Genomic DNA, 25,504 nt, shown 5'->3' on the forward strand with positions numbered 1-25,504 from the left:
CACAAATATAAAACAGAGATACGCACTTATAAAACGGTTCCAGAATTACCCTATACAAGCTATAGTTTTGAGGTAAATAAACAAATAACCCTTAAAATTATACATCATGGGATTAAAAGAAAATCGTTTCACAAAGACCTTTCAAGAAGAACAATTTCCACAGTTAAAGGTTCAAATTATTGAAGCAGCAGGTTTTGATGTTCCTTTAAACATAGAATGGGAGACTCTATTCGAAGATCGCTTCATGCATCTTTATAATGACTCTTATCCAAAAATTTATTTCATTCCTCTAATTGAAGCTTTAAAATCAATTACTGCTGATGATATGGGTAAAGAAGCTTTAGCAGAAAGCTTAAAAGAAATTCGTATTACTAATACTAAAGATCACCACAACCCTAAAAACGGATTCACTTTTTCTGACGGAATCTTAACTATTGACCATAGTCCGATTATAAATGCTGATCATGTAGAAGAGCGAACAACTGTATTGTCAGAATTATTGGAAAATAATTTATAGCAGCCTTTAAGAAGAAAGTGTAATTAGTTAAAGATATAGCTATGTACAAATACTTTTTTTGTACCATCGTAATTGTGGTTCTTTTAATTTTCGTTAGTTCTAAATTGTCTAATGTAAAAGCCAAAAGAGACTTTGTAGCACACCTACATGAGTTTCATAACGGCAAGTATGAAATTCTGACTTTTAAGAGGAATTTTAATACTGCTAACATGAACCCTTATTTATACCGTGTAGAATTAGAGCTTAAAGAAAATACAGAGATTATTATCGCTTTCGAATGGGATGCGAAAAATAAAAATTTATATTTTCCTTATCATGCTAGTAATGATAGGGGTATTGAGTCTTTAACACGCTATCAAAAAGAGGTAATTGTACTAGAGAAAGAACTGCATGAATTATTGCAAGATGATGTGCTGTACATAGAAGTGGATGTCTTTAACCATACTTTAGATTTAAGCTTAGAAGCGGAACCTACGCTCGCCGATTTTCAATATTTTTCAAATAAAATATGTGGTCTTGTTACTAAGTATCCTAAGGCTTGGAGTTTAGAAGATCATATTAATTTTAAGCTCAAGGGCGAGCGTAAAGTTTTTTTGAGCTAATTGTAAAACCTAAAACTATTGATAATACTAATGATTCATTTCGGTATAAACGCAATGCAATTGTAACTAATAATTATGGTTCTGCAAAAGCAACCAACATTGATCAGGTTTTACAAAAAGAGTTCTCTGAGTCAAATGAACCTATTTCCTGAATAACATAAGGGTACATCAAAAAGGTTTAAATACATTTTATATTGCTTTTGAAAAGTATGGGTCACAAGAAGAGGCTACCGAAGACTATCATTTAACTGAAGGTGCTGGCATGGAGTTGGAGAAAATGACCTATTCAGATTTAGCACTTGACACTTATAAATATTACCATTACAAAACCATCTCTGATGAGAATGATTATCTCTATCTAATAAAACAACTACCAGAAGGGTATCAATATCTTGAAGTAGAATCATAACCAAATTTTATCATGGAAAAATCATATTACAAAGCGTTTGTAGCCCAAACGCCAGAGGAAATACTTATGTCAGTTTTTAAAAAAGAAGAAGATATTCTTATTGGTATTTCATTAGATAACGGAACCTATTTAGAGGGTGTTATTCTGAATATTTCTAAAGACGACAATCATCTAAGATCGGTATGCATACTGTCACAAGATGAGCAAGTATCCTTTTTTAATGTGCACCGTATTGCGGTTGTAATTATAAAACAGCCAAAGAAAATGGCCGTTGAATTATCTAAAGGCGCTATTAGTAGACCTCTTTCTTCTACAGATGAAAAGCTGACCGTTTTACAACTTAAACGATGGCTGCAGAATGAACAAATTCAATTGGGAAGCCAGATTAAAGAATTCAATATAGAAGGTATTTCTGTAGATGAGCTAAACAATAGATTAAATATTCAAGATGTGTTTAAGGCACTAAATAATGCGGTAAACCAAATTACCAAAGATGCTTTAGGTAAAGAAGCTTGGCAAGGTGTTGAAAGTATTGCCATAAAACAAGCTGACACAATGCAACTTCAAATCACAGATAACGTATTAACCATCTCAATAGCTATTAACAAAGCTTTGCCTAATAAGCTGTTTGAGGTTATAGAAGAAAAGCTTCTTCAAGTATTATAAACAAACAAATCATTTATCAATAATTAAAAATTATCCATTATGGGACTTAAAGAAAAAAGAATAATTAAAGCATTTGAGAACGATTTATACCCAGCATTAGAAGCTGATATCTATGCAGCTGCAGGACATAATATAGCCATAGAAATTCAATGGGATACATTACAAGAAGATCGCTTTTCTCACCTGTATAATGATACATTTCCAAAAATATATTTTCTACCATTAATAGAAGCCTTTAAAGCAATTTGTGTAGATGATATGGGTGTTGATCTATTAAAAGCTGGATTAAAAAAAGTAACCATCATCAATGAAAATGATCATCATAATGAAGAGCACGCTATTACTTTTGAAGATGGTTTGCTAAAAATTGATCATAGTCCGGTAATTAATGCGGATAAAGTTGAGGACAGAACAGCTAGAATTGTTGCTTTATTGGAGGATAAGCTAGAGACTTTTGCTGAAAACGGAAATTCAAGTACTAGTACAGCATCTGCCGAGAGTACAGAAAATGAAACCACTGCAAGTACTCAAGAGAAAACAATAGATATTAATGAAATGTACAACCGATCTTTTGTTACCTCTATAGAGAAACAAGAAATTTTTAAGGAAATGGTAGCAGGGTTGGACTGGAGCTGTGATATGGCTGAAGGTAAACTGACTTTTGGAGAAGATAAAGTCTTTGATATTCAAATATTTGGTACGTATTCAGAGAATGAAAAAAGTTGGTTGTGGGCATGGGCAAATACCCAAAGTGGAATATCTGAAACATTTTTACAGACCTCGTTAGCAGTAAAAGCATTTGGTAAAGCATTGAATATAAGTGATTTTACTACACCTAAGTTTGCAGTAGAAAGTGATCCGGGTGCCTTTTTTGCTACCATTGCAACTGCATCTATAGGGGAAAGTTGTTACGTACCCTTAGCTTTTAAAGGTGTAATAGTATATGTAACCATTAAATCTGAAGAAGCAGATAGTAAAGCTAAAAATACAGCTGACTCAATTTGTTCTCATATTTCAAAAGTAACATCAGAATATACTTTTCCTCATAAGTTTAGTCTTTACTTTTATCTAACGGCCAAAGGCTATGATGTAGAGTTACCAGGTAATAATCTTGTAGCGAAAAAAGGAGATGATCAAATTTTAGGAATATTTGATTTAAAAGGAACATTAATGAAAATTTCTAATACAAATCTATTAACTCAAGCATAAGCAAACTATGTCATATACATCACAAACATTAGCAGATTTAGAAAAGGAACATCAAGCGGCTATCAATACGGCGCAAGAAAAAATGTTGACCGAGTTGAACGAGGCTCAGGCATCTGGTAATTTAGAAAAAATACAAGAAGCGAGTGTAGTTTTTCAAAATGTCACTACAGAACTGGCAACAGAATATACTGCCAAAATTGAAGAAATCAATGCATTGAACCATAAAGCAATTGTAGCTGATGAACCAGAAATTTACACCAAAAAAAGAGCAGATATAGATTTAAATTTATTGGTTTATGATGGTGATAGAGATTATGTAATCGCTTTTCAAGAAGATGAATTAATACAAAAAACTTTAGAAAAAGTAAATCAGAATAGCGGCAAATTTAAATCAAGAAAGCACCTGTTGAAGTCTAGTTTAAGATTAACTAAAACTTTGGCGCCTATGCTTCATGAAATTGGAGAACATTGCAAGAGTACCTTAAAGCTTAAAGCTGATATCGAATTTTTTGTATATCAAAGCGATATGTTCAATGCATCTTGTTATCCGCCAGATGAGAATAAATTATATATCATTTTATCATCAGGTATTTTAGAGCGTTTTTCTAAAGAGGAGTTGACCTTTGTTGTTGGTCATGAAATAGGGCATGTTCTCTTTGAGCATTTTGATTATCCGGTAAGACAAATTCTAGATACTGGTGAAAATGATTTGGCACCAATACATGCAATGAAACTTTATGCATGGAACAGAAATGCAGAAATCAGTGCGGATAGAGCCGGACTCCTATGTTGTCAAGATTTTGAAGCTGTAGGGCGTACCTTCTTTAAACTATCTTCTGGTGTAACTACAGACTCTTTAGACTTTCAATTGAATTCGTATATAGAGCAGTTTGTAGATTTAGAAGAGGTTTTAAATGATGCCAACCACGATCCATCAGATTGGTATAGCAGTCACCCATTCAGCCCATTACGAATTAAAGCATTAGAGCTTTTTAATAAGAGTGAAACATATGCGGCTTTTAATACATCTATAACGGGTGAAATTACAGAAGAAGCTATGGAAGTTGAAATTAAACGAATAATGTCGTTAATGGAGCCAGAAAACTTAGAGGAAGAAGGTGAGCATTCAGAGAAGATTCAACGTTTAATGTTCTTAGGTGGTTATTTAATATCTAATGCTGACGGTGTGGTAGATGATTCTGAAATACAAGCTTTAAGTAGCATTGTAGCTCCTAAAGTCTTTGCAAATTGTATGATGACCATTAAAGGTTTAACTGAAGATGAAATGATCAGTGAGGTACAGCAACTTACTCATGATTTGCATATTGTTCTTTCGGTTATGCAAAAATTAAATATTCTTAGGGATTTATCTATTATCTCCTATGCAGATGGGCACATAGATGATAGTGAAGTTAATGTACTGTATAACTTAGCAAGGCTTTTATATATAAATACCAGCTTTATTGATCGTGTTATTAGTGATGCTCAAGGCATAGAATAAGCACATTAACTGAAAAAGCTTTAGTTTATAAAATAGCAAAAGGCAGCAATAGTATATTGTTGCCTTTTTTATTTGCAAATTGTCTTTTTACTACGTTAGATTTTTAAAACCCCAGCGCTTCAAGTACTTCAATTTTAGGTAATTCTTTACTTAATATACTATCAACGAAAATACCAGATTTATACGTGCCGTTTCTAAAATAAATGATTCCGTAGCCACTCCATATACCATCTTTATACTCACCTACATATTTAATAACATTTTTATAGTTTTCATTGCTAAAAGGCTTGTAATTAGACCACTTAGTAATACCAAAACCATTTTTCTCTTGGTTTTCATATGTGCCCATAAAGCTATAATCCAGACTTTGTGACAAGGTCATTCCGTTAGGGCTCGTATTTTTCCAATTACTAAAAATAAAGCTGTTGTCTTTTGGTTTATGTTGAATGCCATAACCGTTATAATCATTGTTGAAACCTTGTCCAGAATACCAACCACCTTCATTTAACTCCCAATGTACAATACTGTAATCTTTATTATTTTCTTGGCTATTAGATTGTCCGAATAGCCAATACCATGAGTTTGTAAATTTGTTAACTAATTGCTCATTTTTATAATAAGCTTCTGCTTCTTTTTGCTGCTTTTTAGTTTGCCCAATTATTGATTGTGTAATAGTAAGTAGTACTACAAAACTTAAGAGTTGAATATTCATTTTTATAATATTGCTAGATAGGTGCGGAGTGGTGATTATTGTACTTTTACTATAATTTATTATTCAGAATTATTTTTATGACATACGCTCAGCCAACAGTTCTAATAAAAAGGTTTCTCTCTCAATAGACATCCCTTTTTTAGCACTTTCAAGCATGGTTTTTTTATTATGAGCTATGGCTTCGAAAATGTTGACCCATTTTGCGGTCATGCCATTTTTAATTTCGTAATGTTCCATTTTAGATGCGCCAAGCTCTGTATTGATTTCGCATGTATAACAGTAAGAAATCATGTGTTGAATGTCAAAATCTGGTTTGTGCCACGGTCTATATTCTTCATATACACCAAAGGGTTTTATATTCCTTATTTCTAACGCTCCAGTTTCTTCGCTAAGTTCGCGAAGCATACCTTCTATTTTATCTTCACCTTCTTCTAAACCACCACCTGGTAAACTATAGTCTTCATACCGCTCTGTATAGAGTAATAAAATAGAATTTCCTTGCATGGTAATACTTCTAGTGGCAAGTCTGGTAAAAATAGATTTTTTGTCTAAAGACACAACGTCTGGGTGATAGTGGGTTTTTAAATTCTGCATTTATGAAATGTAATCTTTGAGCGTAATTTCTAGAATTTTAAAGTCGATTTAGGGGCTCAAAAATACACAATCCATTTGTTAAAATTGCTGATGAAAATTATGGGTGGTCTTTATGGTTACTTAAATTCTCAATAGAGTTAATTTGATATTTGTATGCTAACTACTTTTGTTGCTCAATTTGGTTGGTTTCGTTACTTCTTAAATATTAATCGATTCTTTTTTAAACCATGGTTGCTAGAAGAAAAAGAATGTTGGCTTATAAAGCTTAATGCACATTTAAATGTCAAATTTTGCGTATAAACGAATACAACTATGATATCATCAAACACATAAATAATTACAACTTCATGCGTTCAAAATTCTTGTTTTTTATGCTTCTAATAGCAAATGGATTTATTTTTTCTCAAAATGTAAATGAGCTAAAACTATCTTCAGAGAAAGATGTTTCTCATTCATTCTACATCACCTCAAATGTGGGTAATGTTTCTTTAGAGAATGCAAAGAAGATATTGAATGAGATTAATGCGGCTTCTAAAAATGATAAAAATGCAACTTTATTACTGCTGGGTAATGTAGTGGACAAAGAAGGTTTTTCGGCTAATGAAAAACATCAAGATAAAGAAAAGGCGTATTTAAAACCTTTAATGCAATTGTGGGATGAATTCAATGGTAGCGTTATTCTTACCCCTGGACAAAACGAATGGGTAAAAGGTGCACCACAAAGTATAGATGACCTTGAATCCTTTTTGCAGGATAACAGCAAAGCCAAATTTTGGCCAAATGACGGTTGCCCAATTGAGAAGGAAACTATAAATGATGAAGTCGTGTTAGAAATGGTAGATTCTCAGTGGTATTTAGAAGATTGGGATAATCACCCATACATTAATCAGAAGTGTGAAATAAAGACTAGAGATCAGTTTTTGGCTGAGTTTAAGGATGATTTGAAAGATAGTCAAGGTAAAACAGTCATCGTGGCAGTGTACCAACCGGTTATGAGCAATACTAAAATCTCTATGATCGACAAAATGGGAGGTTTTACTTCTCAATCCTATCAGAATAAAGATAATAGAATTCTGCGTGGAAGAATGGAAACCATTGCAAGTCAATTTAACGATGTCATTTTCGTTTCTGGTAAGGATAGAAATTTGCAATATTTAGAAGATGACGGTATACCTCAAATTATAAGCGGTGCTATTGGGAAAACAGAAAGAGCAAGGGCGCCTAAAGAGGAACATATTGAATCTGATCAAAATGGTTATGCTAAGCTAACGGTATTTAAAGACGGTAGTTCTAAGGTAGATTTAATTGAAATAAATAGTGGAGCATCTGAAATTGCTTTTACCAAAAAGATAGAAAGGGAAAGATTATCTATAGATGAAGTTTCGTATCCTGAAAAAACAAGTGCAACGACAGCTAAATCATCTATTTATACCAAAGAAGAAACTGATAAAAGCAGATTCTATAAATGGTTTTGGGGCGATCACTATAGAAAGCTATACAGCAAAGAGATTGAAGCTCCAATTTTATACCTAGATGAATTGCCAAATAACATGACGCCAATTTCTGAAGGTGGTGGTACACAGTCTAGATCACTTAGGTTAATAGATGATAATGAAAATGAATATACCCTAAGGGCATTACGCAAGAGTGCATTGCGTTTTATGCAGACCAATGCGATTGACAACCATTATGTAAAAGATTACCTTGACGATACTGTTGCTGAACGCTATTTAATGGATTTTTATACCACGGCGCACCCGTATGCCCAATTTGTCATGAACGATTTGTCTGAAACACTAAATGTGTTACATGCAAACCCCAAAATATACTATGTACCTAAACAAAAGGGATTAGGAATCTATAATGAAGATTACGGCAACGCATTATTTATGCTAGAAGAGCATGCAGGTGATGAAAACAAAAATTTTGAAACCTTTGGCACACCTGATGATATTATTAACACTACGGATCTGCGATTAGAGTTAATGGAAACTAAAGATTCTTATGTAGACGAGGCAAGTTTTATTCGAGCACGTTTATTTGATATGCTGGTAGGTAATTGGGATCGTCATCAAGATCAATGGCGTTGGGCGCAATTTAAAACGGAAGATGGTAAAAAGAGATATGAAACAATACCTAGAGATTGGGATCAAGCTTTCCCTAAGTACGATGGTACCATTATCGGTTTACTGAAATTTGCCTTCCCATTGTTACGTAAAATGGAAAGTTATGATGCCGATGTAAAAAATGTAAAATGGTTTAACCTTTCTGGCTATCCGTTGGATAAAACTTTTATAAAAACTGCTTCTTGGGATGATTGGAAGGAACAAGTTGAATTCATTCAAGAGCATATATCAGATGAAGAAATTGAAAGAGTCTTTAATACTTTACCGGAAGCTGCACAAGACAGTAGTATTGATAATATTAAAGTAAACTTACGATCTAGACGAGATGGTCTACTAACCATTGCAAAATCATACTACGATTACCTAAATAACTTTGAAGTTGTTCTGGGTACCGAAGAAGAAGATGATTTTTTAATCACTAGAAAATTAAATGGGGAAACTAATATCACCATAACTCATGATACAATAGTGTCTAACAACACATATTTTACTGATCAAACAAACGAAATTTGGGTGTATGGTTTAGATGGTAAAGATACCTTTACGGTAGACGGAGAAGGAAAAGACCTTGTAAACCTTAGAATTATTGGTGGTAAGAAAAACGATACTTATGATTTTAAAAATATAAAGAAGGTAAAACTGTATGACTTTAAAAGTAAGAACAATACAATTGTTAATACTAGTTCCAAAAAATGGCTTACAGATTCTTATGATATTAATACATATGATTATCAGAAAAGAAAATATAATGAGAACATTGTTTTTCCTAGTGTAGGTTTCGATGGTGACACTGGCTTTAGAATAGGATTAAAAGACCGTTTTACAACCTATGGTCTGGCTAATAATCCATTTAAATCTCAACACACAATAGGTGCAGAATATTTCTTTGCTACCAATGGTTTTGCTATCGATTATAATGCAGAATTTGCACATGTATTCTATAATTGGAATTTAGGGTTCGATGCAAGGTATGCTAGTCCTAATTTTACAATGAATTATTTTGGAGAGGGTAACGAGTCGCAATACGATTCTGATTTAGACCGAGATTTTAATAGGGTACGTATAAGACAGTGGAATGTTTCTCCTTATTTGGTTCATAAAAGTGCAGGTAGTAGTTACTTCATAAAATCATCTTTAGAGTCTTTTGATGTTTCAAACGACGATGAACGTTTGGTAGGTCAAGTATTTGCAGAAGGAAATGACGTTTATGAGCAACAATTGTATTTATCTGGTGAAATAGGGTATAGTTATGAGAACCAGAATGACCCAGCTTTCCCCAACCGTGCTATGGCGGCAAATATCGCTACCGGTTATAAATCTAACATAAACGGTTTTGATAACAGTTTTGCATTTATAAAGCCTTCAATTTCATTGACATACCCATTACACCCAAGTGGTATAGCTGTCATTGCTACCAAGTTGGCAGGTGAAGCAATTTTAGGTGATAATTATGAATTTTACCATGGTGCCGTAATAGGTGGTAACACAAGTTTACGTGCATATAGAAATGAAAGGTTCAACGGTAAGTCCGCATTTTACCAAAGTACAGATCTTAGGGTAGGGGTAACGAGATTTAAAACTAATTTTATACCTATACAGTTAGGGGTAAGTGCAGGCTTTGATTACGGGCGCGTTTGGTCTAATAATGACAATTCTTCTAAGTGGCATAATGACTACGGTGGATCTGTATGGATTTCTGGTTTTAGTGCGCTTACGGGCAATTTAGGTTTTTACCATGGCGATGATGGCAACCGGTTTGTATTTTCTTTAGGTTTTAATTTTTAAAGTGAATGTTACGTTTATCAAGTTAAATAGAAATTTCTTATCGCTTTTCTTAGAACGTTCTTAACAATAGTTTTGCAAAAGAGAAAATACAATCTCTTTATATGAAACTGAGTTTTAATTTTATTAAATCCGTCTATATTATTTCCATATATATTTTGGGATATTCCGCAAATGCGCAATTGGTAAATATTGAATCAAAACGGATGCATACAGACTCGGTAAGGTTTGTACTAAGTAGCGATCTACTATTCAATTATACTGATAACAACGGTGAGTATATTCTTCAAATAGGTTCTAATCTTACTACACAGTTCAAATCTAAGAATCTTAAAAGCATTTACTTTTTTATAGGAAATGTAAACCTAATACGTTCTAAAGAAGAAGACTTTCAAAATTCATATTTTTTACATGCCAGGTTTAATCAAAAACTTACCGAGGTGGTTCGGTTTGAAGCATTTGTTCAAAATCAAAATAATCAGAAACTAACCATATCCGAAAGAAATTTATTGGGCGTTGGCTTACGATTAAAATTGTTCTCAAAAAATGGTTCTGTTGCTTATTTTGGTAACTCATACATTTATGAAATTGAATCTGTAGAAGATTCTGACCAAAAGTTTTACAATCATAGAAATAGTAGCTATATCTCTTTAAATCAGAATTTTAAAAAATATAACTTAGATATTACCGGTACACTGTATTTTCAGCCTTTGTACGATAACATTAGCAACCATAGAATATTAAGTCAGTTTAAAGCTCAAATGCCGCTTACCAAAAGAATAAGCTTTTCTGCACTTTATAACTACGCTGTAATTAACTTTAACTCTGAGTTAGAAGACAACCGTACATCTAATGTTAGTTTTGGGTTTACTTTGAATTTATAACTGTATGTATGTTACAGTTATTGAAAACCATAGTTAATGTTTAAGTCGTAATATGTTTTTTTGTTTAAATTAATTTTAATGTTGAAATAACAATTACCACCGTCTTCAACAGTTACAATATTAGTATGCCATTTATCTAAGGGACCGGTTTCACAAAAGAAATTAATCCATACTTCTTTTTCTCCGGAATAATTTACCGAAGCATTATTAGAATGTATTTTTATTATTAATTAAATCGATTTTATTTACGAAAAATAGCCTGCTATCTGAATAATTAGATGTTTCAAGTTGTAAACGGTAAAAGTATTAGTCATTAGTTGAAATATTTTGGGTTAATAATGGAGTATGACACTAGCAGGTTTTCTTATTTAAAGTTTACTTAATAATTTTAGTTGATTTAGCTCTAATTCTGATAAGTAGTTTTGAGCTTTAAGTGTATCTAATGTTGCCATATCATTATTGAAAATTGCAACGGCTATTTTGCTAAGTATGCTATCAGTTGTGTTTAGTTGGATTTCAAGTTCTTTGCTGTTTATATGAAGTTTTTTAGCGGCTAATAAACCTGCAAGGTGGTTTGTGGTATTCCTCGTCAATTGGTTTTTAGTAAAATCTACATTTGATTGTAGTAGTTTTTTACTTTTATCTTCTTCATTAAGTTTGTCAAGTGTAATAGCAAATAAATAATCTATAATCCTTTCGTCTGGAGTATAAGGTTTACCAACTCCAATATTCTCTGGCCATTCTTTTGCTTTTTCTAAAATAGATTTTGCTTCAACATACTTATTTTTTGTAATCGCATCTAAGGCTAACCCTTGGTATGTTTTTTCATAAATTTTTCTACTTTCACTAGCATGTTCAAAAGGAAGTACATTAATATTTTCTAAAACTACAGCTACTTCTTTGTAACGTTTTAAACTTAGTAAAGACTTAGCATGGGTCAAAGCTATATTATAGTTGTTAGGGAATTTTTTTGTTGCTTTTTTAGAAAATTTATACGCATTTTCAGCGTCTCCAATATTTTGTTGAAGCAAAATGTTTTCTTCCCAAATTTTCCAATTATTTGGTTGTAAATCTAATGCTTTTTGTAAATCAGTAATAGCCACTTTTTTGGCGTTTTCATCAGAATTAGATTGCTTTAGTTTAGCTCTAAATTGATAGAAAATAGGGGAGTTAGGTGTATTTTTTAATTCCTCTAAAATAGCAATGCCTTTACTTTTTAAACCTACTGCAATATAATTTTGAGCTAAGTAATATTTTAGTTTCCAATTATCATTTTTGGTGGTAGCCCATTTAAGAACAGGAATAGTTTCTCTGCGATAAGGGAATACAAAATCAACTTGCTTATTAATGGCTGAACTTAACAAGTCTTCACTTTCATGAGGACTTGTAACTTTTTTTAAAAAAGCCAACCACAATTGATTTTTTACGGTTTCTTTACTCATAGATAGAGCTACAATTGCTTTTTGGTCAAAACCAAGTTCTTTGTAACGTAGTGCAATAGTTAAAAAAGATTCTTCTTTAAATTCATTTTGTATAGCCAAATCATTAACAATTGTATTTGAACTTTTGGTTTCAAGAGCAACAAGATAGTTTAATGGGTCTATATGTAATAAGTCCTCTTTTGTCTTACCTAGTGCTTTAGTGTCATTTTTTGCATTTGCGGTAAGTAATAATACTTCTCTTGCGTTCACGTTATACGTATTAAAATCTAAAGCTTTCTGAGCGTAGGTTTCGGCACGTGTTAGTTGCTTGTTAGCTAAATATAACTCGGCTATTTGAGCAAAAGAAACTGACCTAAATTTAATATCGCGAGCTGCCCACCCTAAAGATTCTAATGCATTAACAGTATCGTTACTTGCTCTGTACGCAATACCTGCCATATAGTTCGCATTAGCGTTATAAGTGTCTATTCGTAGAACGGTATTTGCGTATTCTAGGGCCTTGTCATAATTACTCTTTCGGTATTCTAGTTCTGCCATTTTGTTTAAGGCAACGCTATGAGAAGGGTCAATGCTAATTAATTTTTTAAGATTTTCTTCTGCTTTTTTATATTCACGATATTCTATTGCTTCGATACCCGCAAAAAGTAATTTTTCTGTTTCAGAAATTTTTAAATCCAAGTCAGATGTAAAAGGTCTTTTCAATTCTGTTGGTTTGGATATAGGCTTATATTCTAACTCAGTACCCACAATAGATACTTCAATGTTTTCAAGTTTAGCTGTGGCTATTCTTTTAGAATAGATTTCCATTGGCTTTAAACTTAGAGACTCTGTAATGGTTTCTTGACCATTAAAAATTTCAATTTTAGTATCTAGATTTTGCAAAGCATTTACACTAATAATAGTTTCTGCACCTACTGTTTCTACATTTAAAACACCTTCTGGTGAAGCATCTACCATGCCACCAATTTGTTTGAATGGAAACCATATTTCACTCCATTTATCCATCATGTTTGGGTCAAACCCTACTTGACTAATTGGGTTGACGGCATTAGTAGGTTGGTATTGATCAAAAAGTCTTCCTGCTTGAAATTCAATATATTGCCCATCTGTATCGGTTAATAAATCTTCCCAAATTCCTCCAGATCTAGATAATGCCCATAACCAAAGTTTTTGTCCTGGCATTTCATCGTATAAAGACCAATGCCCAAAACCAAATTTTGTGTTGTGATAATATCCGCCAAAAAAATCCTTAAACTCACCTACAATATGATAAGATTTAGAAGAGCCAAATTTATTTTCATTATACATGGCTAAGTTGTGCTTTTCTTTATCTATTGGCCATGAATGTGAATTTCCATTATGTTCTAAATGTTTATTGCCAGGAATAAAAAATTCCAAGTCACTACTTGCTTTAGCAGCACCGGTCATCCAATTATAATAAGATGAAGTTAGGGGAGATGCATTGTACCAAGATGCATTGGTTTCAAAATAAGCTTTATCTTTTTCTAGTCTTATTTCAACCGTCCATTTTGTGTTAGAAGGCAAGTCTACATTGCTAACGATACAACTAACACTACCATCTTCATTGGTTTTGGTTAGGTAATCTACTGGAGTTGCTGTTGAAGGATGGTGACCAATGATACCAAAATTAAATTCAATCCCACCAGATGTCCATGGACCTCGCATGGCAATATTTCTAAACTTTACTACTTCATTTTTATAAATAAATTCCTCTCCTGTACTCATTTCAATAGCACCCCAAATTTTACCGCCTATTTCAGGGAGTACTTGTACTTTTATGTAATCATTTTCTAGAGTTACAACTTTCCAATCTTGTTTTTTAGATGTATGTTGATAACCTTCAAATTTAAAATAAGGAAATATTTTTGGGTTATCTGCCGATAAGGGAACAGGGTTAGGTTCACCAAAACCATAGGTTTCTAATGATAGTATTTCTTCTTTAATTGAGATAGATTGTGCCGTGGTAGAACTATAAAGCCCACTAATCAATAATACTAAGATAATCTTAATTTGTGCTCGCATTAAAAATTGAGTTTATATGTTTTAGGAATTTGATTGTTTCTTGAAAATATGATAATAGGTTCTTTATATGCGTTGATGATAGATTGTATGTCTCTTACTTCCCCGTTTATATTAAGTCCGCTTTTCTTTTGGTCAATAACACTAAAATTTCCATTTCCATCACCTAAGAGAAGGCTGCCTTTATTGGCATCATATCTACCATATTTTACTCGAGTGCCGAAAAAATTACCAGCCATAAGTACATCTAAGTTACCATCTTTATTAAAGTCATTTATAAGAATGCCGTATATAGGCGCAAATTGGATAGAAGCGGGTAAGGGTGTTATTGTAAAATTATTATTACCAAGGTTTTCTATATAACTACTAGCAAAATAATTGGCTTCTAGTATATTGGCGTTTATTAATTCTTCTGCAGTGAAAATATCTGAAATTTTTTGGTCCGCGTAATCTGAGTAATTAATGTACTTTCCTTTTAAATAGCTCAGTTGACCAATTAAATCATCCTTAGAGAAAATAGGATAACTTTCCCCCTGTATGTACGAAGTTAATATAGGGTCTAGTGAACCGTTTTTATCAAAATCTTTGACATATAATTGTATTGGTTCTTCTTCTGTAGCTTTTAATTGTGAGTTTAAACCGAAATTACCAACGATATAATCAATATCTCCATCATTATCAAAATCACCAGATTTGATAGTATTCCACCACCCTTTGGCATTGTTAAGAATGGTGTTTTTGATTTCATTTAATTTCCCTTTATCGTTCTCGAATAAACGAATGGCCATAAATTCGCCAACCACTATTAAATCATCAACACCATCTCCGCTAAAATCACTCCAAATGGCATCTGTAATCATCCCTAATTGATTTAATTTTTCATTTATAGATGTTGTAACATCTGTAAAATGACCTTTTCCATCATTCTGTAGTAGATAACTTTTTGGAGCTGTTGGGTATTTGCCAGGCACTAATCTTCCACCAACGAACAAGTCTAAATCTCCATCATTGTCAACATCGTTAGCACGGACAACAGCACCGCTTGTTTTCATGTTTGGTAGTGCATTGCTCAATTTTGTAAATTTACCTTTACCATTATTTAGGTACAGTCTATCTTGTAATTCTGCAGCATTCTGTTTAAATTCATTACCACCACTAACTACGTATAAATCTAAATCTTTATCATTATCCGCATCAAAAAAGAGCGCATTTGTATCTTCTGATATTGCGTCATCTACTAAATCGGTTAGAGCAATATTGAATTCACCATTTTTATGCTGTATTAATACTTGTCCTGATTGTCCTTTGGCTCCACCTATAAACAAGTCATCTAGACCATCACCATTAACATCTCCTTTTGCCATTTTAGGGCCTTGAATAGATAGTTTATGTAGTAATAATTGTTCTGTTTTAAAATCTATAAAATTGTTTTCTTGATGTTTAAAAGGAATAAGACTATCTATGGACATGTCTACAAAATATCTTGTAGTATCAGTTTCTATAATTGTAGTGGATTTTTGGGCATCAATTTGTTGTAATTTTATGGTTTGGTTACTAGATATATTATGCAGTTTTTGTTCTTTAAAATCTGGCCAAGTAATAGTTAGCTCCCGTATAGTATCATTTTTTCCTAAACCAAAAACAACCGTATTATCTACAGAAGATTGGTAACCTCTTGTAGGCATTACTTCTTGGGTTAACACTTGAGTATTAGTGGTTACAGATATTCTTGAACCAATACCAAATGTATTTAAACCTTCACCTTTTAATCGTATTCTTAAATAGTTGTGCACTTTTAATTTTTCGCTATTATTTCGATAAATAAAAGCTTCTGCCTCTATGTTATTAACTATTAAATCTAAATCACCATCATTGTCTAAATCTGCATATGCAGCTCCATTAGAGAGTGATTTTTTATCTAATCCCCATTTTGAATTTACTTTCGAAAAAGTAAGATCACCATTGTTATGATACGTGTAATTTTCTTCTATTGTAGCAGGAGAGGTTTCCAATAACTCCATGATAGCAGTTTGCTTTCCTGTTTTATTCTCTTTTAATTTTTCTTGGACAGCAAAGTTGATGAAGTCCATGTTGGTGTAATCTCTTTTGTATCCATTGGTAATAAAAACATCTTTATAACCGTCATTATCCAAATCTGCAAAAAGAGAAGCCCAGCTCCAATCTGTATTTGATATACCAGAAAATTGCCCTATTTCTGAAAACGATTCTCCATTGTTATTTAGTTGAAGCATATTACGCATCGTTTGGTTGTAAAAACCTGAGTTGACTAGCAGTTGGTATTTGTCATAATTATCTGGACCAGAAACCATTTTTTGGCGGTAATTACCTTCTGGCAGCATATCCAGTGTAATGATATCCATATATCCATCATTATTGATATCTGCTATGTCTGAACCCATAGAAAATAGTGATGTATGCCCAATATATTTCTCAAGACTTTCAGTAAACGAACCATTTTTGTTATTGATATAAAGGTAGTCTTGTTCGTTATAATCGTTGGATACATAAATATCTGGCCAGCCGTCGTTATTAATATCAGAAATGGCAACCCCTAAGCCGAAACCTAAAATGTTAGAGACTAAACCAACGTTAGAGCTCACGTCTTTAAACTTGCCATTATCATTACGATACAATTTATCGGAATAGGCACTATTTTGTTTGTTTTTTAATGAAGCTGTAATTTGACCAAAACCAGCATATTCTTGTGTGGAATGATTAAGTATATAAACATCTAAATCTCCATCTTTATCATAATCAAAAAAGGAAGCCTGTGTAGAATAGCCTGAATTTGCTAAACCATATTTGGATGCACTTTCTGTAAAGGTTAAATCGCCATTATTTATAAATAACAAATTTTTACGCATTTTAGGACTAGGGGCGGCAGACCTACACACATATATGTCTAACAATCCGTCGCCATTTACATCTGCCATTGTTGTGCCTGTATTCCAAAGACCTTCTGCAAATACACCTGCTTTTTCTGCTATTTCATCAAATTCAAAATTTCCTTTATTTATATACAATCTACTACCTACCATATTACCGGTAAAGTAAATATCTGGTAAACCATCATTATTTAAATCGCCAACTGATACGCCGCCACCATTATATAAATAACCATATTCTAAAACATTGAATGCTTCTGTTTCTTTTAGAATATTCTTGAACTTTATACCTGTGACATTAGCTTCTAATTTGGTGAAAAGCTTTTCTTCTTGTGTGGAACATGAAAAGACTAGAATGAGTAAAATAAGGAAAGAAAATAACCTATGCATTGATATAAAAATTTGGTGATCTCTTCTAAGATAGTGTGAAAATAATAGTAAAAAAAAGCACCAATGTTTAAGTTGGTGCTTTTAAAAAAATAAATCGAGGAAGATTATTTTTTATCCCACCAAAGTTTGGTGTTATTATTGTCAGCTCCGTTAAGTTCTGTACCATTAATAGCTGTTGATACAGATTCAAAGTTTGTATCAAATTGAGAAGAAACATATACCATTCTTCTCATAATTTCATCTGCAGCAACATCTGAATTTTCAGATTGTACACGAGCATATTGTTTTGGGTAACCTGTTCTTCTAAGTTCTGCCCAAGCTTCCCAACCATTAGGGTATAATGCTAACCATTTTTGAGTAATAATTTGCTCTAATTGTATTTCCGGATCTGTGCCAAATGCTACAGGTATATTAGCTACCGGTTCTGCACCTGCTTCAAAAGCTATAGGTGTATTGGTACTAGCTATATATGCAGCAATAGAAGTAGCATCACCAACTGCTCTATGCTCCATAGAAGTTGTAATTCCTAAGCCGTAAAGCTCTTCTGCGCTGCCGCCCATTGCCCAACCTTCTAAGGCACCTTCTGCACGTAAAAAGTATACTTCTGCAGCTGTTAGTACTTCTATTGGAGGATTTTCACCACCTAAGGCAACGTCGATATATTTAGTAGCAAGGTCAGAATGGCTAGCATTTTTGCTAGTCTCTAATGAAACTTTAGTTTGTCCGTTCAACAACCCTTCATAAGAACTACCATCGCCATCACTATCACCTTCTATTGCAGGAGCGAAGTATTGTGGTAAACGTGGATCTTCGTATCCTTCTAAAATACTTTCCATAGTTGCACTCATTCTAAATTCTCCCCAGTCTGTAATAGTCTCCAATGGGTTTCTGTTTATCTCATCTACAGATACGTATGCATTCTCATCATTTGTAATAAATACACCTGCAGCTACAGCTTTTTCAGCTTCAGTCTTCGCTAATACCGGATCTACATATTTAACTCTTAAAGCTAAACGTAGACGAAGGCTATTTGCGAAGGTTAGCCATTTTGCTGGGTCACCACCATAAGTGCGGTCTCCACTAGTAAAAGCAACTTGATCTAAATTGGCATTTAGTTGTTCAACGGCTTCATCAAGAGTTACAAAGAAACTTCTGTAAATATCCTCTTGAGAATCGTAAGGTATGGCTTCTAATTCTGTATTACCAACTTCTAAATATGGAATTGGTCCCCAGTAATCTGTAATTCTATGAAAAGCATTTACTTTCCATATTTTAATCATTGCATTACCTACTACATTACCTGTAGCCTCAGTAGCATCTTCTACTAAAATTATTTGAGGTAAAGACTCTTCATAAAAAGAAGTCCAAGCCAAATCGGCCCAGCCACCTACTTGTACATATCGGTCCGAATCAAAACCTGATGCTGTAGTTGCATAATACTGACACCAGATATCAGCAAAAAGATTTTCACCAATTTGAAATCTCCAATCTTCACCAAACATAGTAGTATACTGTGCTTGTGCAAAAGCTTGACCTTGTAATAATTCACTTTCTTCAATTGCTGGTATAGCAAAAGACAACGGGTCTGTATTTGTTTCTTCAAAATCACCGGTACAGCCTGCTAGAAGCAAGACCAGACCAAGTAATAAACTTATATTTTTCATGATTTTCATATTTTAGATGTACAATTTTTTAAAATCCGAACTTTAGATTTAGACCTAAACTTCTTGTAGTAGGTGGTGAAAAAGATTCATAACCATCAGAGCTGGATAGAGAAGGATCTGTAATAACCTCTGGATCTATACTCGCATTGTTATAAATAAAGAAAAGGTTTCTACCCACTAAGGTTAGTTTTATATTTCTAAAAGGAGTTTTATCTATTAGAGTGGAAGGTAAGCTATAACCTAAGGTAATTTCTCTCATTCTAATGTTAGATGCATCTTCAACGAATGCTTCACCCACTGGTGCATTTCTACCACCAATAGCAGACCAAAATGTTTCGGCATCTAATTGTATATCATTAGTAGAACCATCAGACTTCACTACTTCTAATCCACTAAATACATTATCACCGAAAACCAAAGTGCCATCACGTCCTATTGTTGTAGCTTGTAAAGCACCGTCTGAAGCTAAAATTGCATTGGTAAGTGATCCTACAACACCACCTTGGCGAATATCAATTAAGAAACTTAAACTAAGGTTTTTGTAACGGAAAGAGTTGCTAATACCACCTAACCAATCTGGATTGTAGTTGCCAATTAATACATCTTTACCATCTGTTACTTGTGGTGTTCCATCATCATTTACTAAAACTCTACCTTGGTCATCTCTTACAAAACCTCTTGAATACATATTACCCCATGGGTCACCAACATTTAATTCAAATTGTCTAAAGAATGGGTTGCCAGATTCTAATACCAATGATTCTAAATCATTAGCTAAGCGTAGTACTTCACTATCGTTTTTACTAAAGTTTACAGAAACATTCCAACTAAAATCATTAGTTTGTATTGGTGTTCCTGTTAAGATAGCTTCAATACCTTTATTTTGAATATCTCCACCATTTACGAACCTAGTACTAAATCCAAATGCTGGATCTACACTTACAGGGAATAGTTGGTCTATACTATTACTCTTGTAATATGTGAAGTCTAAACCTAAACGGTTGTTGAAAAATCGCGCATCAACACCAAATTCTAATGATTGTGTACGTTCTGGTTTTAAATCTGTATTTGGTTGAGAAGCCTCTAGTTGTACAAAACCACCAGCTACTGTATTTGCAGTACGGAAAATAGCATAAGGGTTAGTATCGTTACCAACTTCTGCATAAGAACCTCTTAGTTTTAAGAATGAAATAGGCTCTGGCATTGTAAACATATCAGAAATAACAGCACTTAAACCAGCAGAGTAATAATCAAATCTATTATTTTCAAAAGGTAGAGTAGAACTCCAATCGCTTCTATATGTTAAGTCTAAAAATAAAGCATCTTTATAACCAACTTGCCCAAAAGTATAGAGAGAATTTACTTTTTCTTTGTTAAAATCTTGTTCTGCTGTTAATGTCAAAGCATTACTTATAGCAAAAATGTTTGGCGCGTTTAAACCTTGGTTATCTGTGAAAACATATTTGTCTTCAGCCATACGGCTATTACCACCTAAGTTTATGTTGAAATTGAAATCGTCGTTAATTTCTTTGTTATAACTTAATAAGAAATCTGAGTTCCATTCAATAGAGATAGTATTTGTTGTTTCATAATCACCATTATCTGCGACTATATAAGAATCATTGTAATCTCTATCTTCTCTAAATGTTGTACTGTTATCTACAGCAGTACGTACCATTAGACTTAGGTTGTCATTAAAATTATATTTTAACGAAGCATAACCAATAACTCTATCATTAACACTTTCATTAAGGTTACGGTTTATGGTCCAATAAGGATTGGCGCCACCATTATCACCTGGTTTCCAGTAGTTTTGTAATACGTTCCCATCTGTTGCAGTATATTCAAATACTTTTGCATCAACAGTACGTATGTTTCTTGGCAACCTATAAGCATGTCTCCATGGATTGGTAAAGGCTTCGCCGGTATCTAAGATGTTGTCTGTTTCGGTTCTAATGTAATTTACCTTGGCACTTAATTCAATTTTATCATCGAACATTTTGTTATCTATTTTTAAGGTAACATTATGTCTTGCTAATTCATTACCAGCAACAATACCTTCTCTATTCTCATTGGTATAACCAAAAAATGTTCTTACTTTCTCGTTACCTGTTCTAATAGAGATGTTATTGGCAATATTAATTCCTGTTTGCATAAAGTCATTAACATTGTTTGACTGTGTTGTATATGGTAGGCTCTGTGTGATATCAGGACTAGGAGACCAGTTTACTACAGAAGACCCATCAAAACTTGGTCCCCAAGAACCTGTAGATGTTGGGTTAAACACACCGGCACTACCTTGACCATATTCATTTTGGTAGTCATACATAATATTACCTGTATTAGCAGTAACTGTAGTACTAAAATCAATTGTAGTAACATCGCTGGTTCCTGTTTTTGTAGTAATAAGAATGGCTCCATTGTTAGCTCTTGCACCATAAAGTGCAGCTGCATTTGCTCCCTTTAAAACATTTATAGAAGCAATATCATCTGGACTTAAATTAGAGATATCTCCTCCTAAAGGTACACCATCTACAATATATAAAGCTTGGCTACTACCAGCAATAGAACGGTTACCTCTTAATACTACTTTTGATGACCCACTAACACCACTACCTGATGTTTGTATAGATAAACCAGCTACTTTACCTTGTAAACTATTTACCAGATCTTGCTGTGGTCTTGCTTCATCAATACTTTTAGTATCAACACCTTGGGTAGCATAGGTTAAAGATTTTTTTTGTCTTTTAATACCTAATGCCGTTACAACAACTTCGTCTAGTTGACTAGCGTCTTCTGACATGGCAACGTCTATAGTATTAGAAGTGCCTATTGTAATGTTTTGTGTTTTTGTGCCTATATAAGAAAAGACTAATACATCACCTTCAGAAGCGCTTATAGTGTAAATACCATCAAAATCTGTTTGTGTACCATTTGTAGTTCCTTGTACCAAAACATTTACTCCTGGTAGAGGCACTCCGTCGTTAGCATCGGTGACTACACCAGTCACCATTTTGTCTTGTGCTAAAACGGGGAATGCCCCGATAATTAGGACGAAGAACATGAAAATTTTTCTCATCATAATGTTAAATTTAAAAAGATTTTGGTTCTAAATATTCTCTTAAAGTTATGTGAATGTAAACTTAATAATCTAATGTCCTATTAGATTAACGTTAAAATGTGTTCGAACACACTATAATTTTTAGATTATGTTTTTTTTATGCTTAAAAGCTGAATATTCCTTAAAAATTAGTTAGTTATAAATAATAATCTACATTTTCGCTGGTAATAATATCTATTGGAAGCAGATTGCTAAGAGGAACCTTTTTGCCAAATAAGAAATATTCGGCATAGTAGCTAATGCTTAGATATGCCTGTTCTTTTGGTCTTTGATGAATAAGAAAGTTAATTTTACCCTTTTTTAAGTATGTGACATTTTTAGGGATTAAATCATAACCAATAATAGCACAGCCTTTATTAATTTTTGAAACAATTTCTGCAACTTCATGAACATGGGAGTTCGTAATAAATAACGCACCTAATTTGGGATGTGCTTTTAAATATATGGTAATGTCATTAACGAATTTGGTTGGGTCGTTCGTTTTAAAGTTTGTAGATTCTAAAATGCGAATATTACTATTTTTCTCTGAAAAGTAATCTTTAAAACCTTGTTCTTTTAAGAGTAGGTGTGGTTCTAAGTTAATATGAACAATGCCAATATCACAATTTAATTTTGAGGTTTTATAAAATAAATCTGCTGCGATTTTACCACTCTGCATTAAATCTTGTCCAACATAACTTTCAGCATTTTTAGATTTAATATGATTGTTGAAGAGAGCAACTTTTATATTTTTCTTTTTACACGTTTTACTTATTAAAAAAGATTCTTTTTCAAATAGGGGAGTTATTAAAAGTAGATTAGGAAAAACACTTATAGCTTCAATAGATTTTTGATGAAAATCTTCTTTTTGAAACGGGTTGTATATAAACTTCTCTACTAGTACGCCAAATGGTCCAAATTCTTTCTCGGCTTCTTTGATACCATCATGAGCTGGTTTCCAAAAAATATCTATTTCGTAATCTGGTATTAAAATAGAAATTCTATAAACCTTATTTTCTTTTAGGTTCCTAGCAATTGGGTTAGGTTGATATTCAATTTCTTTTAAAATTTTCTCTACTTTCTCTAGTGCTTCTTTAGAGACTTTTCCTCTTTTATGTAATACTCTGTCTACAGTACCTTTAGATACACCAGCTAGCTTGGCAATATCTTTAATGGTCATTTTTTTTTGCGTCATTATATAAAGTAGGAACTGTAGTTATTGGTTTAGTAGAATAAAAATAATTTGCATAAATATTATCTAACTTATTTTCAATATAGTATAAATACGCAAATCAACAAGTATTTAGGTTTATAAATTAATTTCATTACTTGCCAAAAAGTAAGGTTTTTGGGTCTTTTTTATATAAAATGTCAAGAAATATGTGTTAACAAGATGATTTACTATTTATACTTTTAATAAGTACTATTATTTTTGTAATCCTCTTTTCAACTGTGATATTTTATAAATTAAGTTGTAGAAATAATATTATAAAAGTTAAATGTTATGAGATAACGTGTCATAATCAATTTTAATTCTGAGCTAGACGATAATCAATCTTCTAATGTTAGTTTTGGGCTTACGTTGAATTTATACTTTAGGCTTCCCCTTTTTAGGACACCTCTAAATTCTTTAGGTGATATATTGCCTAATGATTTATGCGGATGGTTAAAATTATAATCCTCTCGCCAGTTATCGCTTATCTTTTGAAGTTGATAAATGTCATTGAAATAATAGGCATCCATTATATCTTCTCTAAAATAGCGATTAAATCGTTCTATATATCCGTTTTGCATTGGCTTTCCCGGTTGTGTATATTTAATTTCTATGAAGTTCTTTTTGCACCAGTTCATAAAAGTCTTGGAGGTAAACTCCGGACCGTTATCGCACCTCACGTATTTAGGTGCTCCTATTTCATCTTTTAAACGCTCCAATGTTTCGATTACGGCTCTCGCTGGATAAGAAAGTCCTGCATCTATTGCTAGAGCTTCACGGTTACAATCATCCAAAACATTGAATACACGCAACTTTCTGTCATCGGTAAGCGCATCGCTCATAAAATCCATACTCCAACACTCATTCAGTGACGAAGGTGTTTCCAAAGGTTGTTTTATTCGTTTGACCAAACGTTTTTTATGTTTACGGCGTAGACCGAGTTTCATTTCGAGGTACACACGTAACACTCGTTTTCTGTTCCATTTTAAGCCTTCACGACGGATCTTGTAATAATATTCATCAAAACCTCTAGTTGGGTACGATTCCGCCAACACCATTAGCTTATCGATAACCTCGCTATCATCTTTCTTACTTTGGTAATACCACATCGACCTACTCAGTCTTACAACTTGACAGGCACGGATAATATGAACTGCGAACGTTTTGATAAGATACTTTACACGAACTCTCTTGTAGGAAGGCTTTAGAACTTTTTTGACAATACATCCTTGAGCATCTTATTATCAAGACTCACATTGGCATACATCTGTTTGAGCTTATTGTTCTCTTCTTCTAATTCCTTAAGCCGTTTAAGTTGCTGTTGCTCCATACCACCATACTTCTTGCGCCAGTAGTAAAATGTGCTTTTATCAATTCCTAATTCCCTGGATAGATCACCTACGGGTATTCATTGTTCGTTTTTCTTAAGAGCTTTAATAATCTGGCTCTCGCTAAATTTGCTGTTTTTCATCGTGACAGTTTGAATTTAAAGTTAAAAATTCGAATTATGAACTGTCCTATTTTTAGGGAAGCTTACACAGATATGTGTACAATTACAAATATTTCTATTTTAGAAACACTAATCTAAAAGAATTAATTTATCTATTTAGACAAATTTTGACTCTATTTGTATTTTAAACATTTAAACTGAAATTAAAACACTATTAAATTTTAGCATATTATTATTCAAAAACTAATCGTGTAAATTAAATGTTAATTTATTATTATGAGAAAGCGTTTTTAGAGG

Annotated in this window: 17 protein-coding genes; 8 read left to right on the plus strand and 9 right to left on the minus strand. The window is 32.9% G+C overall.

Annotated elements, in window-relative coordinates:
• The first annotated feature begins 106 nt into the window (after window positions 1-106).
• From P177_RS08880 to P177_RS08900, 6 genes are all read left to right on the plus strand, one after another.
• Window positions 107-517: a hypothetical protein gene (locus tag P177_RS08880; RefSeq protein WP_036154036.1), complete on the plus strand. Its 411-nt coding sequence runs from the start codon at window positions 107-109 to the stop codon at window positions 515-517.
• Window positions 518-558: 41 nt separating this feature from the next.
• A complete protein-coding gene (locus P177_RS08885) occupies window positions 559-1,119 on the plus strand; it encodes a hypothetical protein (RefSeq protein WP_036154037.1) in 561 nt (186 codons plus the stop codon).
• Between the two features lie 262 nt (window positions 1,120-1,381).
• Entirely contained in the window at window positions 1,382-1,528 is a 147-nt protein-coding gene (locus tag P177_RS20060) for a hypothetical protein (RefSeq protein WP_157486508.1), read from the plus strand.
• Between the two features lie 12 nt (window positions 1,529-1,540).
• Window positions 1,541-2,194, plus strand: coding sequence for a hypothetical protein (locus P177_RS08890; RefSeq protein WP_036154039.1), 654 nt, complete (start codon window positions 1,541-1,543; stop codon window positions 2,192-2,194).
• A 39-nt stretch (window positions 2,195-2,233) separates the two neighbouring features.
• Complete coding sequence (locus P177_RS20270) at window positions 2,234-3,403, plus strand: DUF6882 domain-containing protein (RefSeq protein WP_209435181.1); 1,170 nt, start codon at window positions 2,234-2,236, stop codon at window positions 3,401-3,403.
• 7 nt (window positions 3,404-3,410) lie between these two features.
• Window positions 3,411-4,904: a M48 family metalloprotease gene (locus P177_RS08900; RefSeq protein WP_036154041.1), complete on the plus strand. Its 1,494-nt coding sequence runs from the start codon at window positions 3,411-3,413 to the stop codon at window positions 4,902-4,904.
• 103 nt (window positions 4,905-5,007) lie between these two features.
• On the opposite strand, the gene P177_RS08905 is transcribed toward P177_RS08900, so the two are convergent.
• The gene (locus P177_RS08905; protein WP_036154043.1) at window positions 5,008-5,616 is read right to left on the minus strand and encodes an MORN repeat-containing protein; all 609 of its coding nucleotides are present in this window, start codon (window positions 5,614-5,616) and stop codon (window positions 5,008-5,010) included.
• A 75-nt stretch (window positions 5,617-5,691) separates the two neighbouring features.
• Window positions 5,692-6,210, minus strand: a complete 519-nt coding sequence (locus P177_RS08910; protein WP_036154045.1) for an NUDIX hydrolase — start codon at window positions 6,208-6,210, stop codon at window positions 5,692-5,694.
• A 371-nt stretch (window positions 6,211-6,581) separates the two neighbouring features.
• On the opposite strand from P177_RS08910, the gene P177_RS08915 reads away from it, so the two are divergent.
• The gene (locus tag P177_RS08915) at window positions 6,582-10,121 is read left to right on the plus strand and encodes a BamA/TamA family outer membrane protein (protein ID WP_157486510.1); all 3,540 of its coding nucleotides are present in this window, start codon (window positions 6,582-6,584) and stop codon (window positions 10,119-10,121) included.
• A gap of 101 nt (window positions 10,122-10,222) precedes the next feature.
• A complete protein-coding gene (locus P177_RS08920; RefSeq protein ID WP_036154047.1) occupies window positions 10,223-11,002 on the plus strand; it encodes a DUF481 domain-containing protein in 780 nt (259 codons plus the stop codon).
• A gap of 368 nt (window positions 11,003-11,370) precedes the next feature.
• Here the strand turns inward: P177_RS08920 and P177_RS08925 are convergent, their stop codons facing one another.
• The 7 genes from P177_RS08925 to P177_RS20540 all read right to left on the minus strand — a co-directional run bounded on the left by P177_RS08925 (window position 11,371) and on the right by P177_RS20540 (window position 25,165).
• Window positions 11,371-14,487, minus strand: a complete 3,117-nt coding sequence (locus P177_RS08925) for a DUF5107 domain-containing protein (protein WP_051941771.1) — start codon at window positions 14,485-14,487, stop codon at window positions 11,371-11,373.
• Window positions 14,487-17,780: a VCBS repeat-containing protein gene (locus P177_RS08930; RefSeq protein ID WP_036154049.1), complete on the minus strand. Its 3,294-nt coding sequence runs from the start codon at window positions 17,778-17,780 to the stop codon at window positions 14,487-14,489. The genes P177_RS08925 and P177_RS08930 overlap by 1 nt, the downstream gene beginning before the upstream one ends.
• A gap of 104 nt (window positions 17,781-17,884) precedes the next feature.
• Complete coding sequence (locus tag P177_RS08935; RefSeq protein ID WP_209435182.1) at window positions 17,885-19,444, minus strand: SusD/RagB family nutrient-binding outer membrane lipoprotein; 1,560 nt, start codon at window positions 19,442-19,444, stop codon at window positions 17,885-17,887.
• Window positions 19,445-19,472: 28 nt separating this feature from the next.
• Window positions 19,473-22,526, minus strand: a complete 3,054-nt coding sequence (locus P177_RS08940; RefSeq protein WP_036154053.1) for a SusC/RagA family TonB-linked outer membrane protein — start codon at window positions 22,524-22,526, stop codon at window positions 19,473-19,475.
• 175 nt (window positions 22,527-22,701) lie between these two features.
• Window positions 22,702-23,739: a substrate-binding domain-containing protein gene (locus P177_RS08945; protein ID WP_036154055.1), complete on the minus strand. Its 1,038-nt coding sequence runs from the start codon at window positions 23,737-23,739 to the stop codon at window positions 22,702-22,704.
• A gap of 356 nt (window positions 23,740-24,095) precedes the next feature.
• Complete coding sequence (locus P177_RS08950; RefSeq protein ID WP_157486512.1) at window positions 24,096-24,980, minus strand: IS3 family transposase; 885 nt, start codon at window positions 24,978-24,980, stop codon at window positions 24,096-24,098.
• Window positions 24,962-25,165 carry a transposase gene (locus P177_RS20540; RefSeq protein ID WP_084684661.1) on the minus strand — a complete coding sequence of 68 codons (204 nt, stop codon included), beginning with the start codon at window positions 25,163-25,165 and terminating at the stop codon, window positions 24,962-24,964. Before P177_RS20540 ends, P177_RS08950 begins: the two co-directional genes overlap by 19 nt.
• Between the last annotated feature and the right edge of the window lie 339 nt (window positions 25,166-25,504).

It is taken from the genome of Maribacter forsetii DSM 18668 (assembly GCF_000744105.1).
Lineage (GTDB): Bacteria > Bacteroidota > Bacteroidia > Flavobacteriales > Flavobacteriaceae > Maribacter > Maribacter forsetii.

Coding starts and splice junctions, on each gene's coding strand:
- P177_RS20060 (WP_157486508.1), top strand. CDS start 1,382: ATGGAGTTGGAGAAAATGACCTATTCAGATTTAGCACTTGACACTTAT.
- P177_RS20270 (WP_209435181.1), top strand. CDS start 2,234: ATGGGACTTAAAGAAAAAAGAATAATTAAAGCATTTGAGAACGATTTA.
- P177_RS08900 (WP_036154041.1), top strand. CDS start 3,411: ATGTCATATACATCACAAACATTAGCAGATTTAGAAAAGGAACATCAA.
- P177_RS08915 (WP_157486510.1), top strand. CDS start 6,582: ATGCTTCTAATAGCAAATGGATTTATTTTTTCTCAAAATGTAAATGAG.
- P177_RS08945 (WP_036154055.1), bottom strand. CDS start 23,739: ATGACGCAAAAAAAAATGACCATTAAAGATATTGCCAAGCTAGCTGGT.
- P177_RS08930 (WP_036154049.1), bottom strand. CDS start 17,780: ATGCATAGGTTATTTTCTTTCCTTATTTTACTCATTCTAGTCTTTTCA.
- P177_RS08880 (WP_036154036.1), top strand. CDS start 107: ATGGGATTAAAAGAAAATCGTTTCACAAAGACCTTTCAAGAAGAACAA.
- P177_RS08910 (WP_036154045.1), bottom strand. CDS start 6,210: ATGCAGAATTTAAAAACCCACTATCACCCAGACGTTGTGTCTTTAGAC.
- P177_RS08925 (WP_051941771.1), bottom strand. CDS start 14,487: ATGCGAGCACAAATTAAGATTATCTTAGTATTATTGATTAGTGGGCTT.
- P177_RS08885 (WP_036154037.1), top strand. CDS start 559: ATGTACAAATACTTTTTTTGTACCATCGTAATTGTGGTTCTTTTAATT.
- P177_RS08905 (WP_036154043.1), bottom strand. CDS start 5,616: ATGAATATTCAACTCTTAAGTTTTGTAGTACTACTTACTATTACACAA.
- P177_RS08890 (WP_036154039.1), top strand. CDS start 1,541: ATGGAAAAATCATATTACAAAGCGTTTGTAGCCCAAACGCCAGAGGAA.
- P177_RS08940 (WP_036154053.1), bottom strand. CDS start 22,526: ATGATGAGAAAAATTTTCATGTTCTTCGTCCTAATTATCGGGGCATTC.
- P177_RS08935 (WP_209435182.1), bottom strand. CDS start 19,444: ATGAAAAATATAAGTTTATTACTTGGTCTGGTCTTGCTTCTAGCAGGC.
- P177_RS08920 (WP_036154047.1), top strand. CDS start 10,223: ATGAAACTGAGTTTTAATTTTATTAAATCCGTCTATATTATTTCCATA.